The organism is Acinetobacter sp. 2JN-4 (genome assembly GCF_003687745.1).
Lineage (GTDB): Bacteria > Pseudomonadota > Gammaproteobacteria > Pseudomonadales > Moraxellaceae > Acinetobacter > Acinetobacter halotolerans.
In genome coordinates this window covers 242074-257891 of sequence record NZ_RDNY01000004.1, presented here as the reverse complement: position 1 = coordinate 257891, position 15818 = coordinate 242074, and the positions used below count along the sequence as shown (strand labels likewise).

Genomic DNA, 15818 nt, shown 5'->3' with positions numbered 1-15818 from the left:
TCAATGCTGTCGAATAAACTGTTCAAATGCAGGCAAGAATGTTTCCTGTACAATAAATTTGCAACCATGCCACGTATAGCAACTTTGCCGCGTCCAGCCATCCGCGAGATGAATTACGCGGCGTTCACAGGCTGGATTAGTTCGCTGAAATAAAAACCAACCAATTGGTTTATTTCTAATATGTTTAAATAATCGTGCTTTTTTTTGTAAGCTTAAAATTGGAAAAATACTTTTTGCTTTCACCCAAGCCTGCTGTTCTGAGCCATATAAGTAAGTTTCTCGAACCCATGAAATATGCGTATGTGGCATTCTCATCCACTGACTATCGGCAAATAATAAGCGTTGATACTGTTCTTTAATTCGTTCAACACGAAACTCTCCTGCGCCAAGGTCAGTGAGCTGTTGAGTGAGTGAACCCGATGCATACAACCATTTTTTTAATTCAGGTGGAATATCCCTGCCCTTTATTCTACTTGGTTGTAAATTACGCATGCTCGGCTCACTAAAAACATCGCAATTAGTTTACATGAATTTTTCAATAAAAAAGCCCGCCGAAGCGAGCTTTTTGAATCGGAATGTATTACAAGCTGTAGTACATATCGAATTCAACTGGGTGAGTTGTCGTGTTAAGACGACGAACATCATCAGTTTTAAGTTCGATGTATGCATCAAGCATTTCTTTAGTGAATACACCACCTTTCAACAAGAACTCATGATCCGCTTCAAGTGCTTCAATCGCCATATCTAAGCTGTGCGCCACAGTTGGGATTTTCGCTTCTTCTTCAGGAGGAAGATCATATAAGTTCTTATCAGCAGCTTCACCTGGGTGAATTTTGTTTTGGATGCCGTCAATACCAGCCATCAACAATGCTGCAAAACCTAAGTACGGGTTCATCATTGGATCAGGGAAACGTGCTTCGATACGCTTACCTTTAGGGTTAGAAACGTATGGAATACGAATAGAAGCTGAACGGTTACGTGCTGAGTAAGCAAGCATAATCGGCGCTTCGTAATGTGGAACTAAACGCTTATACGAGTTTGTAGAAGGGTTAGTAATCGCATTTAATGCACGAGCGTGTTTAATTACACCGCCAATGAAGAATAATGCCATTTCAGACAAACCAGCATATTCATCACCAGCAAACAAGTTCTTGCCATCTTTAGCGATCGACATGTGAACGTGCATACCAGAACCGTTATCACCAACCATTGGTTTAGGCATGAATGTAGCAGTTTTGCCATATTGATGAGCAACGTTCCAAACTGCATATTTGAATTGTTGAACTTCGTCCGCTTTACGAACAAGTGTATTGAAGCTCACACCAATTTCTAACTGGCAAGATGCAACTTCGTGATGATGTACTTCTACACGACCTGGACCCATGATGTCTTCGATACGTGCACACATTTCAGCACGCATATCTTGATGAGAGTCAACAGGAGGAACTGGGAAGTAACCACCTTTCACACGTGGACGGTGACCAGAGTTACCCGCTTCAAAGTCTTTACCAGTAGACCAAGCAGCTTCTTCAGCGATCAATGTATGGCGAGCGCCAGACATGTCGATATCCCATTTAACTTCGTCAAAAACGAAGAATTCTGGTTCTGGACCAAAGAATGCAGTATCACCGATACCTGTAGATTTTAAATACTCTTCAGCACGACGAGCAATCGAACGTGGATCACGCTCGTAACCTTGACCAGTAGATGGTTCGATTACGTCACAAGTCACAACAACTGTTGGCTCAGCAAAGAACGGGTCAAGAAAACCAGTTTCAGCGTCTGGACGTAAGATCATGTCAGATGCTTCAATGCCTTTCCAGCCAGCGATTGAAGAACCATCAAACATTTTACCGTCTTCAAATGTATCTTCATCAATCGTATCAGCTGGGTAAGTTACGTGTTGTTCTTTACCTTTGGTATCAGTAAAGCGAAAATCGACCCATTTTGCGCCGCTTTCTTTGATGAGTTGAAGGACCTTGTTCGCCATGCTCATTTGCTCCAATGAATTTTTATGCACTCGTTAAGTGCGTGTTAGTTGTTGGTGTATAAATAGCAATTATCATACCAACAATTTAAAAGCGTACCTAAAACATTGAAATTCTTTGCAGAAAAAATGATTTAAGCTCCATGTTCAATATCTATATATCTTGCCCACTATTTGCAAATGCACCATATTTAAACATTTCCATTTTAACGCATCCCCAAAATAGACAATGCGATCCAAAATGGTGCATAAATACATATCAAAGAACTAATGTAGTGCCAATTACGCCATTCTTTAGCATAAACTGAGTTTTTATATCATTCTTTTCAACTTGATTCCATTCAATTCATTTAGACTTTCGATTCACTTGTCATTTATTTTTTCAAACCTTTCAATTATAAAAATTTATTGGTCTTTTTAAACACAATTTTGGTTGATCACTTTATCTATGTAAAATCATCTGCTCTCGAAATATTCACCTATTGATCATTTGTTTTTGTTACGATTATTTCCTACTCTCTGTATCGCAATCCTCTTTCATACGCATGGATATTGAATCGTATCAATTTATAAATAGATTCATCGAAATAAAAAGCACAATAAAGTGAAAAATTTCATAAAGTTATAATCATGCTTATAATGATTGAGAAGAAGCATATGATTGCGCCCCCTGTCTTATATGATTGTATGGGTGCTCAACCTTTTCACTAAATATGTTTAAATGCTTGCCCAATAACTCATTGCTCTGATTGCAGATGTTAGCTCATCGAGATCTAAGGCTAACCTAGAATGCTTTTTTTTTAAATTACTCACAATTTAATACAGATCAATACGCAAATCAGCTAAAGACTCTTTTTCACTTTCAGTCATAAATCTCACCCATTAAAAAACCCACCCTCTAAAAGAGAGTGGGTTTCACCTTGATTCTTGTTTTGCGCTGAATTAAGGTTATTGTTGTTTACTTTTTATTAAAGTAAGTCTCAAATATAAATAAAAGTGTTAACTGCGTCAACAAAATATGAAATGTTTTTAATAATTTTTTAAAGTACAACTACACAATGAAATATTTATCTCGCTGTTTCTTGAGCTTTACAGGATGTTTTGTCGATAAAATGCATCACTTGGTCGGTTCTTTTTAAACTGAATGTAAAACGCTTGTATCTGGTTGATAAAAGCCCCTCACACTTGAGTTCACGGCCGTCTAAATACCATTTTAGCGACTACCCCGATTCATACGCGAATGAAGTGGTCACAAGGGAATCAAAATCTGATACATTAGCCGCTTAAATAAAGCGGCTTTTTCTATTTATATATAGTCAGTTTTATTAAAGTGAGTAACAATGTGAGTAACAAACAAGACCACATGTTAAAACCTCAAATATAATCAATAGGTTGAATCTAAAATGCTTCTAATGATTGACAATTATGACTCATTTACTTACAACATCGTTCAATACTTTGGCGAGTTGAATCAAGAAGTAAAAGTTGTTCGTAATGATCAAGTCACATTAGAGGATATTCAGCGATGGCAGCCGAAATATCTGGTGATCGGTCCTGGTCCATGCTCTCCAAGCGAAGCAGGAATTTCTATTCCTGCAATCAATCACTTTGCAGGGAAAATTCCTTTACTCGGTGTCTGTTTAGGTCATCAAGCCATTGGACAGGCCTTTGGCGGAAATATTATTCGTGCGAAAACAGTCATGCACGGGCGCTTATCCGACATGCATCATAGTGATAAAGGTATTTTCAGTGATTTGCCTTCGCCTTTTGCTGCCACACGTTATCACTCTCTCGTGATTGAGCAAGAAACGCTTCCTGATTGTTTAGAAGTCACGTGCTGGACCAATCAAACAGATGGCACCATTGAAGAAATCATGGGTGTAAAACATAAAACACTGCCAGTTGAAGGTGTTCAGTTCCATCCTGAGTCTATTTTGAGCCAACATGGTCATCAGATTTTCAAAAACTTCCTCGATATTTACGCTTAAACAGATATTTAGTTTTAGATTTATCGCTGTAACAGCCTATTTAAATGAATGGGCTGTTTTTATTTTGAACATATAAAAAGTATATACAACCTATACATACAGGCATAAATTCCGGTTTTAAAATTAATCAGAAAAGTTTCACACTTAAACAATTCATTATTTTTCAATAATTAATACACTTTTCATATTTTTGAAAAACAAACCTTTCCATAAATTCAAAGTTAAATCGGCTGCTTTTTCATTTTTTAGATTAAGCATAGTGATAGGAATGATTAAGGTTATCAACAATCGGGTGCTAAAATCCCAAGTCATTTTTTTAGCACACTTCGCCTGAAGCAAAGATCAGGATACTTATTGTGAATACATTAGTTTTATTGAATATTCTTGTTTTTATCCTGCTGCTAGCAGGATTGTTTTTCACCTATCGACATGACTGGAGTCTGGCCAAAAAAGTACTGATCGGTATGGTGGTTGGTATTTTCTTCGGTTTAGCACTCAAAACCATTTATGGTGATGGTCAAATTCTGGAAGATTCGGTCGCATGGTTTAACATTGTCGGTAATGGTTATGTTCAACTATTACAAATGGTGATCATGCCACTCATTTTTATTTCAATTTTAAGTGCCGTGATCAAATTACACCAAACCACCTCTCTCGGAAAAATCAGTGTATTGGTGATTGGGATTTTATTAGCAACCACGGCAATTGCTGCTTTCGTTGGTGCAAGTATTACCAATTTATTTGGTCTAACAGCAGAAGGCTTAGTTCAAGGCGCACAAGAAACCGCACGTTTAGCCGCAATAGAAAGTCAATATGTGGGCCAAGTTGCAGACTTAGATGTACCCAAATTATTGCTTTCATTATTCCCACAAAATCCTTTTGCTGACTTAACAGGGATTCGTCCGACTGCAATTATTAGTGTCGTCATATTTTCTGCTTTTCTAGGTGTTGCTGCACTTAAACTCATGGAAAAAGATACTGTGAATGGCGAGCGAATCCGTCATGGAATCGAAGCGCTACAAGCACTTGTGATTAGTCTCGTTCGTTTGGTTATGCAATTTACCCCTTATGGTGTGCTTGCGTTGATGACCAAAATGGTCGCTACTGCAAATTTGGCGGACATTATCAAATTAGGTGAATTTGTAATTGCATCTTATTTGGGTCTGGCGATTATGTTAATCGTACATGCGCTTATATTGCTATTTGTACGCGTCAACCCTATCGATTTCTTTAAAAAAGCATTTCCTGTTTTAAGCTTTGCCTTTATTAGTCGTTCAAGTGCAGCCAGTATTCCTCTGAATATTGAAACCCAAACTAAGCAACTCGGTGTACCTGAAGGTATTGCCAGCTTTTCTGCATCGTTTGGTGCAACGATTGGACAAAATGGTTGTGCTGGTTTATATCCTGCAATGCTTGCGGTAATGGTCGCACCAACTGTCGGCATCAATCCCCTTGATCCGCTGTGGATTGCACAACTGATTGTCATCGTTACACTTAGCTCGATCGGCGTGGCTGGTGTTGGTGGTGGCGCTACCTTTGCAGCGCTGATTGTTTTGCCAATCATGGGCTTACCAATCACTCTTGTTGCTTTACTGATCTCAATCGAACCACTGATTGATATGGGACGTACTGCCTTGAATGTGAATGGCTCTATGACTGCTGGTACAGCAACCAGCCAAATATTGGGCGTCAGAACACCCGTAGATGATCAGCCTCAACAAACCTAGAAATGAAAATGCCAATCGACACCAATCGATTGGCATTTTTTTGAGCCGATTTATTAAAATTTAAGCAGCTACACCGCTTTTAAAATGTGGACCTCTTGCCCAAGTACAATCGTACCCTCACCTCGATGCAGGGCATTTTGTCCCATCATGACACCATTGCTTTGTTTTCGATAAGCCAACATCGCCTGCATCACTTCTGGCTGCTTTTGACTGGTTTTTAAATCAATGGTTGGAATTACACATCGCGAACATTGTTTTACAAGATCAAATACAATCTCACCAATTTGAATCTGCCGCCATTGATCCTCAGCAAATGCATCACATCCTGAAATCACAATATTCGGTCTAAATCGCTGAACATCCAGTGGATAACCGACTTTTTCAGCAAGAAACTCAACAGATGCCTCACTTATAATAAGAAAAGGAAAACCATCAGCAAAACCGACTCGATCACCAAGCTCTGCATATTCCAAATCAACTTGGCGAACCGTCTCTTGCGGCATATACACTAGTTGCACATCTCGCCCCAATTTTTGACTTAACCAAGCATTCACTGGATGATCAATACGATTTCCAACAAGTTGGTCTTGCCACACCGTCACCAAACGCTCATCTTTTTGTCCTTGCGCTTCAATCATACTCAGTTCGATCTGTTCAGCTTGATAATCAAAACACACACTTTCAGATGAAATAGACATCCCAATTTGCCCCATTTCAGCAACTTGCCGCTGAGTCACAAAACGACCATTATTATCAACGATCATCCATCGGCGATCCCACTTTGGTCCAAAGGCATCAATTTCCATTTCAATGCATTTATTGCCTCGACATGATTTCACTGGATAATAGAAAAGTTGACTGACACGCATGTTAAAATTCTCATAAAGACAAATTGAATAGTTCAGTAAAAAACTGTATAGACCAAAAACAGCATAATAGTTGAAAATTATAGCAATATGTCTAAATTTAAGGTAATGCGTAGTTTTTAATGAAAGCCTATAAAATCTGCATTATTTTCTGATAACATAACTCGCTCGCTTTTAGATTATGTATCAGACCGAAGTCATACCAAACCAATTGCGATCAACCCCTATTCAATTCTTAAACTTTTAATCAATCATAATGCTGTAACTCATGACTATGAATATCCAACAGGCACTCAATCACATTACTAAAAATATTCATCTGACCCAGTCGCAAATGGAAAATGTCATGCGCAGTATCATGCAAGGTGAAGCAACTGATGCTCAAATCGGCGCACTAATGATGGGTTTGCGTATGAAGGGTGAGAGTATTGATGAAATCACTGCTGCAGCACGGATCATGCGTGAGTTCGCCATTAAAATTGATGTTAGTGATATTCCACACCTCGTTGATATCGTCGGAACTGGCGGTGACGGTCAGAACTTATTTAATGTCTCAACAGCATCTAGTTTTGTAGTTGCAGCAGCTGGTGCGACCATTGCTAAACATGGAAATCGTGGTGTTTCGAGTAAGTCTGGCTCATCTGATGTGCTCGAACAAATGGGCATCCAGCTTGATTTGGACATGCAACAAACTGAACGTTGTATCCGTGAAATGGGCGTGGGTTTTCTGTTTGCACCCAATCACCATAAAGCAATGAAATATGCAGTTGCGCCTCGTCGTGAACTAGGTATTCGTAGTATTTTTAATTTACTTGGACCTTTAACCAACCCTGCTGGCGTAAATCGTTTTGTGATTGGGGTATTTTCAGATGAGCTTTGCCGACCAATCGCAGAAGTTTTAAAACAGCTTGGCGCTGTGCATGTATTGGTCGTTCATTCAAAAGATGGTTTAGATGAAATTAGTCTCGCAGCACCAACTGCTGTTGCCGAATTGAAAGATGGCGAAATTACTGAATGGACACTGACACCAGATGAAGTCGGTATTCCCTCTCAAACACTGACAGGTTTAGTGGTAAACAGTTCTGAAGAAAGCTTAAAGCTGATCAAAGATGCTTTAGGTCGTAATAAATCTGAAATTGGTGAAAAAGCCGCAAATATGATTGCACTGAACGCTGCCGCTGGGATTTATGTTGCAGGACTCACTAAAACCTATAAACAAGCAGTTGAACTGGCACAAGATATTCTTTACGGCGGTCAAGCCCTAGAAAAAATGAGTATCTTGGCTGAATTCACCAAGACATTGAAACAATATCAAGCAGACTAAGGATTTCTCATGATCGATATTCAAAATACCATTCTCGGTAAAATTGTTGACCGCAAACATGAGGAACTTGCTGCACGTTTAAAACAACGTAGTTTGCATGATGTTGAGCAATGGGCAAAAGAAGCAACTCCTGTTCGTGGTTTTGCCAAGGCTTTACAGCATAAACGCCCTGCTGTAATTGCTGAAATTAAGAAAGCCTCTCCATCAAAAGGCATCATTCGTGCAAACTTCAATCCTGCTGAAATTGCACAACAATATGAACAAGCGGGTGCGGCCTGCCTATCGGTTCTAACCGATGTAGATTTCTTCCAAGGTGCAGATGAAAATATCGCAATCGCACGTAATCATTGTGCCTTGCCTGCATTACGTAAGGATTTCTTGGTTGATCCGTATAATGTCGTTGAAGCCCGTGCGTTACAAGCGGATTGTATTTTATTGATCGTGGCATGTTTATCTGATCAACAGCTTGAAGAAATGTCTAAGACTGCATTTGAGCATCAGCTTGATGTCTTAGTTGAAGTACATGATGAATATGAACTTGAACGCGCATTAAGGCTTTCTGAGCAATGTATTTTAGGCGTGAATAACCGTAATCTTAAAACTTTTGATGTGGATTTAGAAACCTCATTACGTTTAAAGAAATTGCTGCCGGCTTCTCGTGTATTGGTCACTGAGAGCGGTATCGCCACGCCTGCTGATGTAGAGATGATGCAAGCTAATGATATTCATACTTTCCTTGTTGGTGAAAGCTTTATGAAACAGCCTCGTCCTGATCAAGCATTTGCTGAATTATTTGGCGAGCCTGAGCAAATCTGAACATATTAAGGTTCATGGCGAATTTTTGCCCTGAACCTTAAACATTACACAACGCAATGAATAGTAGTAAATGTAAATACTCATAATAATTAATATTTAACATCAAGTGATGACCCAAATAAATAATAAGCTATCTTTTATTTCTGACACCTCATAATACCTTTTAAACCCAACACCTTTAGGTAGGAGAAAATTTTGAGTATCTATTTTGACCGTTTGAGCCATATTGACATCAAAGATCTTATTGAAATAAATACTAATGAACGCGTACTTAAACAAATGCCTTTAGCACAAGATATTGTTTTTGACCACCAACAATGCATTGCTTGGGTGAATGCTAAAGAAAAGCATTGGGATGAATATGGTTATGGTATTTGGGCATTTTTGCTTGGCGATAATTTTGTTGGTTGGGGTGGACTACAGTCTGAGAATGGTGATGCAGATTTAGCTTTAGTTTTGCACCCGCGACATTGGGGGCTAGGCAAGCAAATTTTCAAAAAAATTGTTAATATAGCCTTTAATGAATATAAATTTAATTCCATCACGATTTTACTCCCACCTACAAGAAATAAACTAAAAGCGATTTATTTATTGGGGTTCAAATTTGATGGTGAGGTCACAATAGATAATGAAATTTTTATCCGATATAGATTATATAAACCTAGCTAAATAAAGTAAGCTATATACGATTAAATCGACATTTCAACTTGGATTTTTCATTTTCTCTCAAATGCAATACTAGCCCTCATGAATGCAATTCAGTTCAAATCTCATCAGATTCAGACTATAATTTTGCACCTATCTCCTATCTGGCATATTTAACTGAAATTATGAGCAAACATGATTCACCGCTTTCTAAAGATCAGTTTAATTTACTGAAGCAATTTAAAAAGCAGATCTCTCAGCCACAGGCCAGCAAGATCGTACAACAAGCTGAATCGAAAAAGGCTCAAGCCGTTGCTGAAGAATTAGAAGACACTGAGCTTTTTAAAAAAGCACTACAAGGTGTAAAACCGATCGCCAATGACAATATTGCTGATGTTAAACCTGCTCGTCGCAAAAAAGTAGATGCACAAACTTTAGCAAAACGCGCTGCGGCTGAAGGCTCAACTGAACATGAGTTAGCAGAAATCTCTGATACCCAAGCCATCTTAAACCCTGTCGCAAGCCAAGCCACGCTCAGCTATCGCATCGCCACTTTGCAGCACAAGGTTTTTGAAGACCTCAAAGCAGGTAAAATTCGCTGGTTTGAAGCGGTCGATTTACACGGCTGTACAGTTGAACAAGCACGCGCTGCGGTATTACAAATTATCCAAATGGCAAAAGATGAAAATCAAAATGTCATTAAAATTGTACACGGCAAAGGCCCAGAAGCGATTTTAAAAACCTATGTCAATGGATGGCTCAGACAGCATCGTGATGTGCTCGCTTTTGTCAGTGCACCAGAGACCCAAGGCGGTACTGGCGCGGTTCTTGTGCTGCTTAAACGTGCAGAAAAGAACCCAAAGTACAAACAATAATCGGCATTTGGTTCAAAATTAATTTTTTTAATCGTTTTCTGATACAATTCCCGTTTTGTTCAACCCACCTAAGTGAACATTTATATGTCTATGCAGCAATCGTACGCAAACATCTTAACTGCCGTTGGTGAAGATTTAACTCGCCCTGGCTTACAAGATACCCCTATGCGTGCGGCTAAAGCTTTTTCTTTTTTAACCTCTGGTTATAGTAAAACGCTTGAAGAAGTGACCAATAATGCGGTTTTCCCTTCCGATAACTATGAAATGGTGTTGGTGAAGAACATCGAGTTTTACTCGCTTTGTGAACACCACCTACTTCCCTTTTATGGTCGTGTACATATCGCTTATTTACCTGAAGGTCAGGTGTTAGGTTTATCAAAATTTGCACGTATTACTGAAATGTTCGCACGTCGTTTACAAATTCAGGAAAACTTGACCCAGCAAATCGCAGAAGCCGTGGCTGAAGTTACTCAAGCGCGTGGCGTAGCTGTGGTCATCGACTCAGCACATATGTGTATGATGATGCGTGGTGTTGGCAAACAAGAATCAACTACTCGTACCGTCTCTTTCGTGGGTGAGTTTAAAACTGATAAAGATGCGCGTCGTGAGTTTTTGAGTGCAGTTCCTGAAAGTTATTAATAACCGATTTGAGCATGAATAACATGTCATCTATTTACTTAGCGGGTCATGGTGATTTAACACCGAATCAAGCCAGTGTTGACTACCCTCGCCCTGATCGCTTAGTTAAAGGTAATCCTGAACGTCTGACCTACAGCCTATATGAACATACAGATATGAGCTGTGGCATTTGGGAATGTGAAGTGGGTGCTTGGAACATTCAATTTGCAGACAATAAACAAGAATTTTTTCAGGTTATTGAAGGTGTGGTACGCATTCATGATGCAAAAAACCACTCTTTTATTGAGGTGACTGCTGGCAATGCGGGAATTATTCCTCCTGCATTTATTGGTACATTTGAAGTGATTGAGGCGGTTAAAAAATATTATGTCATAGTTGAAGTGTGATTATTTAGAACCACACTCATCCAATTAAACCTTTAGAAAAAACGAACATACCCCAACCCTACTTTCGTCCAGTCCTTACGATCTTGCTGTTCATATTGCCAATTCAAACGCAGCGCATTATTCGCATTCAAACTATACTGAACATGTGTCCCTACTCTCAGATTCCATTGACTTTGATGCTGCCAGTAAGGCAACTCAACTTGTAGCAAACTGTTCCACTGATCAGACCATTGATTCATACAACCCAACGTTGGTCCTACTCCGACACGCCAACCGTTGTCTAGCGCGCTTCCAGCTTGCAGATGCCCTTGCAATTGCGCATAACAGAGATGCTGACGATCATAATCCGCCAAACTATATCCCGCCTGCATATTCAGATTCATAACACCATGTTGCTGATCTTCACTAAACTGCCCTTTTGCGACTGCCTCTTGCTTCCAACCTAAATTAAATCCCCATGTGAGTGGCGCTTTAAATGGCTGAATCGGGTTATAAGAATTCACAGCCAATAGATCTAAGTGTTCAAGTTTTAATTTGTCATCACGATATTGCAATGCACCATTTAAAAAGAGCAACTGTGTTCCTAATCGATAGCCACCAGATGGATCTATTAAATCGTGATAGGCTTGTCGATGCCCTAACTCAACGAACTTTTGTCCTTGTACCTCACCAACATTCATAGAAAAATTGCGTGCATCATGCCCTTCAACAGGTTGAATTTTTGGACGTTCAGGTTCTTGGCGTTGTTTATCGATCTGGATTTGACTGCGCTTAGCAAGTAATTGTCGCAAATGAACTTGTGCGACATCACCATCGGCTTTATGGCTAATATATTGCAAATATAAATCATCGTATGCCATTTCTAAGATTTTAGCCTGATCTTGCGCACTATATGATGCCAAGACAGCGGAGACTTGTTCAATCGGTGAAAAAGCGACTTGATGAGCAACTTTGGCTAAAGCTGTACCGTGTTGTTTTGCTTGAGCCAGCAATTGTGTTTCTAAAGCTGGGCGATAGATTACCTCTTTGACCAATTGTTGCTGATCGACCGCTTTTAATGTTTCGATCGGAATAGCAGCATAATTAAATTGAGCCTTTAAGTTTAAATTTGGACGAACCAAATCAATTAACCCCAGCAAGCGATACGCACAATTATCGCTGACAAAATAGTAAGGAAAGCTCACATGCTGCATTTCCCAAATATGCTCAACCAAGAAACGCGTTTCTTCAGCGGTTAAATTCAGCTCATATTCCCACAAATCACGACTTTCAAAGTCACCGTACTCTTTTACTTTTCGATAATACGGCATCAAAGAATATTCACCAGGATATTGTCCTGTTAAACCTTTCCATGCATAAGACCAGTTATCTTGATTATTTATCGTTGCAGCATAATTCACTGCATAAGAAACTAAGTTTAATTCTTTTTGATCTTTTGGGTCTAAACGCAATAATGTATGTCCAAACATTGAGCTTGGATTGCCCATAAAATCGGTTGCGTAAATCAATGTCGCTTTATAAGGATTAATCTGATTAATCCATTCTTCAAATTCAGGACAATTCACCGCTGGTAGATGTTTAACATCAATATTTAACTGCTGCATTAACCAACGACTGCGTGCAGGAAATTTACATCGAATAGACTGATTATCTGCTGACTCTAGAAATAATGCTTTTATATCTGCTTCTAATTCTTTATTTAAATTGGTTTTACCTTGTTCTGCATAAAAGTAACCTTGATAGTCAACTTCACTTTTTCCAGATGAGTCTGCATACATTAAACGTTGCCAAGTAATCTGTTGATCTAATTTTTTTTGTTCGGCAAGTTGCAGGTAGTTTTGAATATTTGGCTCAATTGCAGCATGTGCAATATGAGATAAAAAGGCAGTAATCGCAAAAGTTAAAAATTTCATTCAGCAACAAATATTAAAATAATAAGAAAATAAGTATAAGAAAACCCTGTCACGAGGACAGGGTTTCATCATGCAACAAATTAAACGTATGCTTTTAATACGTCATCATTTGCCATCACATTTTGTAAAGAATCTAAAACTTGAAGAGAGTGTTGATTTTTACTTGAATAAATCTCAGCGAAGTTTGCTTTAGATACTGCAAAGAAGCGCGCCTTGTCTTCTGATTTAATTTGCATGAGTTCAGCAAGTACATTTAAGCTTTCGCCTTGACCTACTGCCATATCACGCGCTAAAGACTCAGCATTTTCATTGGTAAATGTCACAACTTGTGCAGTAACAGTTCCACCTTGACGGCAACCTAAAGTACCAAAAGTAATACCTAGTAATTGGTTAGTAAAAATACCATTGGTGGTCGCAGCAAGAATTTTAGGTCCAACACCTTTTTTACCAGCCCATACCTGTGTACCGACACCGCAACCAACATCATTATCAGCCATTGCCATGGTTGAACCAGCAGCGAGTAATGCAGCTAATGCAATTTTTTTTAACATAAGAAAGTCTCCAGTATCAATTATTCTTCAATATTTGTTATTGCTATCGTGCCGTGAAAGTCACACACACAAAATAAAATAGCGAGGTTCAACTTTTTTAGCAAATGAAATTTGAAATATCGCTGAAATATTTATACAGATCCGTTTATAAATAAATTGATTAAATTAAAGAGACTCCTATTTAATTTAATCGCCAAGTTCCATTTTTGCCTCTAGTCCCTAAGATTTTAAGTACCAATACCAGACTTAACAGGAGCAATAAATACCAAGAACCAAGTTTTCCCCAACCGACCATATGCCAATTATTGACCTGACTCGGATAAAGCCAAATTTTATAAAAAGTACTGATATTTTCCGCAATCCATATGAGAAATGCGAGCAACAGTAAAACAGGTAACATCGGGATTTTAAACCGATGCTGATCCAATTGGAAATACAATTTGGTTTTCCAAAAAATCAACACACTCCAAATAAACAGCCCCATACGAATATCTGGAATAAAAAATTTGCTCATAAAATTAAAATACGACAACACAGCCAATAACAGCATATTGCCGAAAGTGGGTAGGTTCTCAAAAGAAACTTGATATAATCGCAATGATCGAGCAAAAAAACTGCCTACAGCCGAATACATAAAACCAGCAAATAAAGGCACTGTTAATAATTTTAAAATAGCAGGTTGCGGATATTGCCAAGAGGCAATGGCAGGATGAGTTAGAAAAACTTCCATTCCCATTGCCATGATATGAAACAAAGCAATGACTTTGGCTTCTTCCCATGATTCGAGCTTTAAATACAACAAGCAAACCTGAATCACTAAGGCATAAAACAACAGATAGTCATAGCGAAAGAAGCCATAATATTCATGGCTACCCATCGGGGCGGTTAATGCAAATGCAATTAAAAGCAATATACCGAATAAAGCAGCCGAAACTGCCTTAGTCAAAAAACTGAGTACCAATCCAATTAACTGCACAAAATCCGCCCTTCAAATGCGTTTAAAAATATCAGCCTAAATATTTGTGGCTGTATTCATGTACAGTATCAACAAAGATTTTAGGTTTTGCAGGGTCAACCCATTGGGTAATGCCATGACCTAAGTTTGCAACATAACCTGTTTTTTCACCATTAGCATATGCATCGTCAAGCATTGCTTTCACTGCTTTTTCAATCGACGCTGCCGAACCATAAAGTACAGCTGGGTCCAAGTTTCCTTGTAAAGCGGCACGACCAGCAACCACATCACGCGCTGTATAAAGCGGTGTGGTCCAATCTAAACCAACTGCGTCGGCACCAGTCGTGAGGATGGTTTCTAACCATTGCCCACCACCTTTAGTAAACACGATAATTGGAATACGGCGTCCGTCTTTCTCACGTTGCAGCCCAGCAATGATTTTAGTCATGTAATTCATCGAGAACTCGACATACTCACGGTGAGCAAGCGCACCACCCCAACTGTCAAAGATCTGAATCGCTTGTGCACCCGCATCAATTTGCGCATTGAGATAATCAATGACTGAATCGGCAAGATGATCAAGTAAAGCATGTAACACTTCTGGCTGGGCATACATCATTTGCTTAAGGAAACGAAACTCTTTGCTCGAACCACCCTCAACCATATAGGTTGCTAAAGTCCAAGGGCTACCTGAAAATCCAATCAGAGGAACTTGCCCATTTAATGCTGATCGAATCGTAGAGACTGCATTCATCACATAAGCGAGATCAGATTTTGCATTTAATTTCGGTAGATTTGCGACATCCTGTTCAGTACGCACGGTTTTATGAAACTTTGGACCTTCTCCAGTTTCAAAATACAGTCCCAAACCTAAAGCATCAGGCACAGTGAGAATATCTGAAAATAAAATCGCAGCATCAAGCTCATAACGACGCAAAGGCTGTAGAGTCACCTCGCAAGCAAATTCTGCATTTTTACATAAGGAAAGGAAATCTCCTGCTTGCCCCCGAGTTTCACGATATTCTGGTAAATAACGCCCTGCTTGACGCATCATCCATACTGGCGTGGTGTCTACAGGTTCACGTAACAAAGCTCGTAAAAAACGATCATTTTTCAACGTTGTCATTACCAATCTCTAAATTTTTT

At 39.1% G+C, this 15818-nt stretch carries 15 protein-coding genes; 8 read left to right on the top strand and 7 right to left on the bottom strand.

What is annotated here, in order from left to right:
• A complete protein-coding gene (locus tag EAH57_RS08100) occupies nt 1-492 on the bottom strand; it encodes a chorismate--pyruvate lyase family protein (RefSeq protein WP_121929615.1) in 492 nt (163 codons plus the stop codon).
• Between the two features lie 88 nt (nt 493-580).
• Nucleotides 581-1996 (bottom strand): type I glutamate--ammonia ligase, encoded by a 1416-nt coding sequence (gene glnA / locus EAH57_RS08095; RefSeq protein WP_171063427.1) that lies wholly within the window; start codon nt 1994-1996, stop codon nt 581-583.
• A 1394-nt stretch (nt 1997-3390) separates the two neighbouring features.
• Here glnA and EAH57_RS08085 point away from each other — a divergent pair.
• Both EAH57_RS08085 and EAH57_RS08080 read left to right on the top strand, forming a co-directional pair.
• On the top strand, nt 3391-3975 hold the full coding sequence (locus tag EAH57_RS08085) for an anthranilate synthase component II (RefSeq protein ID WP_121929613.1): 585 nt from the start codon (nt 3391-3393) through the stop codon (nt 3973-3975).
• A gap of 356 nt (nt 3976-4331) precedes the next feature.
• Nucleotides 4332-5702: an L-cystine transporter gene (locus EAH57_RS08080; RefSeq protein WP_121929612.1), complete on the top strand. Its 1371-nt coding sequence runs from the start codon at nt 4332-4334 to the stop codon at nt 5700-5702.
• 68 nt (nt 5703-5770) lie between these two features.
• Here EAH57_RS08080 and EAH57_RS08075 read toward each other — a convergent pair whose 3' ends face one another.
• Nucleotides 5771-6571 (bottom strand): MOSC domain-containing protein, encoded by an 801-nt coding sequence (locus tag EAH57_RS08075; RefSeq protein ID WP_121929611.1) that lies wholly within the window; start codon nt 6569-6571, stop codon nt 5771-5773.
• 271 nt (nt 6572-6842) lie between these two features.
• On the opposite strand from EAH57_RS08075, the gene trpD reads away from it, so the two are divergent.
• From trpD to EAH57_RS08045, 6 genes are all read left to right on the top strand, one after another.
• Nucleotides 6843-7892, top strand: a complete 1050-nt coding sequence (gene trpD, locus EAH57_RS08070) for an anthranilate phosphoribosyltransferase (protein WP_121929700.1) — start codon at nt 6843-6845, stop codon at nt 7890-7892.
• A 9-nt stretch (nt 7893-7901) separates the two neighbouring features.
• Nucleotides 7902-8708, top strand: a complete 807-nt coding sequence (trpC, locus tag EAH57_RS08065; protein ID WP_121929610.1) for an indole-3-glycerol phosphate synthase TrpC — start codon at nt 7902-7904, stop codon at nt 8706-8708.
• A gap of 195 nt (nt 8709-8903) precedes the next feature.
• Nucleotides 8904-9377 carry a GNAT family N-acetyltransferase gene (locus EAH57_RS08060; protein WP_121929609.1) on the top strand — a complete coding sequence of 158 codons (474 nt, stop codon included), beginning with the start codon at nt 8904-8906 and terminating at the stop codon, nt 9375-9377.
• Nucleotides 9378-9538: 161 nt separating this feature from the next.
• Nucleotides 9539-10228, top strand: coding sequence for a Smr/MutS family protein (locus tag EAH57_RS08055; RefSeq protein ID WP_121929608.1), 690 nt, complete (start codon nt 9539-9541; stop codon nt 10226-10228).
• Nucleotides 10229-10318: 90 nt separating this feature from the next.
• On the top strand, nt 10319-10867 hold the full coding sequence (gene folE, locus EAH57_RS08050) for a GTP cyclohydrolase I FolE (protein ID WP_171407423.1): 549 nt from the start codon (nt 10319-10321) through the stop codon (nt 10865-10867).
• Nucleotides 10868-10890: 23 nt separating this feature from the next.
• The gene (locus EAH57_RS08045) at nt 10891-11253 is read left to right on the top strand and encodes a cupin domain-containing protein (RefSeq protein ID WP_121929606.1); all 363 of its coding nucleotides are present in this window, start codon (nt 10891-10893) and stop codon (nt 11251-11253) included.
• Between the two features lie 32 nt (nt 11254-11285).
• Here the strand turns inward: EAH57_RS08045 and EAH57_RS08040 are convergent, their stop codons facing one another.
• The 4 genes from EAH57_RS08040 to hemE all read right to left on the bottom strand — a co-directional run bounded on the left by EAH57_RS08040 (nt 11286) and on the right by hemE (nt 15798).
• Complete coding sequence (locus EAH57_RS08040; protein WP_121929605.1) at nt 11286-13166, bottom strand: DUF4105 domain-containing protein; 1881 nt, start codon at nt 13164-13166, stop codon at nt 11286-11288.
• Between the two features lie 80 nt (nt 13167-13246).
• Nucleotides 13247-13717, bottom strand: a complete 471-nt coding sequence (locus tag EAH57_RS08035; RefSeq protein ID WP_121929604.1) for a DUF3015 family protein — start codon at nt 13715-13717, stop codon at nt 13247-13249.
• A gap of 181 nt (nt 13718-13898) precedes the next feature.
• Nucleotides 13899-14693: a DUF817 family protein gene (locus EAH57_RS08030; protein ID WP_121929603.1), complete on the bottom strand. Its 795-nt coding sequence runs from the start codon at nt 14691-14693 to the stop codon at nt 13899-13901.
• A gap of 31 nt (nt 14694-14724) precedes the next feature.
• Nucleotides 14725-15798: a uroporphyrinogen decarboxylase gene (hemE, locus tag EAH57_RS08025; RefSeq protein ID WP_121929602.1), complete on the bottom strand. Its 1074-nt coding sequence runs from the start codon at nt 15796-15798 to the stop codon at nt 14725-14727.
• Nucleotides 15799-15818 lie beyond the last annotated feature (20 nt).

Bases quoted from the DNA above. Each gene is read 5' to 3' on its own strand.
- EAH57_RS08085 (WP_121929613.1), top strand. From the start codon at position 3,391: ATGCTTCTAATGATTGACAATTATGACTCATTTACTTACAACATCGTT.
- folE (WP_171407423.1), top strand. From the start codon at position 10,319: ATGCAGCAATCGTACGCAAACATCTTAACTGCCGTTGGTGAAGATTTA.
- trpD (WP_121929700.1), top strand. From the start codon at position 6,843: ATGAATATCCAACAGGCACTCAATCACATTACTAAAAATATTCATCTG.
- EAH57_RS08045 (WP_121929606.1), top strand. From the start codon at position 10,891: ATGTCATCTATTTACTTAGCGGGTCATGGTGATTTAACACCGAATCAA.
- trpC (WP_121929610.1), top strand. From the start codon at position 7,902: ATGATCGATATTCAAAATACCATTCTCGGTAAAATTGTTGACCGCAAA.
- EAH57_RS08075 (WP_121929611.1), bottom strand. From the start codon at position 6,571: ATGCGTGTCAGTCAACTTTTCTATTATCCAGTGAAATCATGTCGAGGC.
- hemE (WP_121929602.1), bottom strand. From the start codon at position 15,798: ATGACAACGTTGAAAAATGATCGTTTTTTACGAGCTTTGTTACGTGAA.
- glnA (WP_171063427.1), bottom strand. From the start codon at position 1,996: ATGAGCATGGCGAACAAGGTCCTTCAACTCATCAAAGAAAGCGGCGCA.
- EAH57_RS08100 (WP_121929615.1), bottom strand. From the start codon at position 492: ATGCGTAATTTACAACCAAGTAGAATAAAGGGCAGGGATATTCCACCT.
- EAH57_RS08040 (WP_121929605.1), bottom strand. From the start codon at position 13,166: ATGAAATTTTTAACTTTTGCGATTACTGCCTTTTTATCTCATATTGCA.
- EAH57_RS08035 (WP_121929604.1), bottom strand. From the start codon at position 13,717: ATGTTAAAAAAAATTGCATTAGCTGCATTACTCGCTGCTGGTTCAACC.
- EAH57_RS08055 (WP_121929608.1), top strand. From the start codon at position 9,539: ATGAGCAAACATGATTCACCGCTTTCTAAAGATCAGTTTAATTTACTG.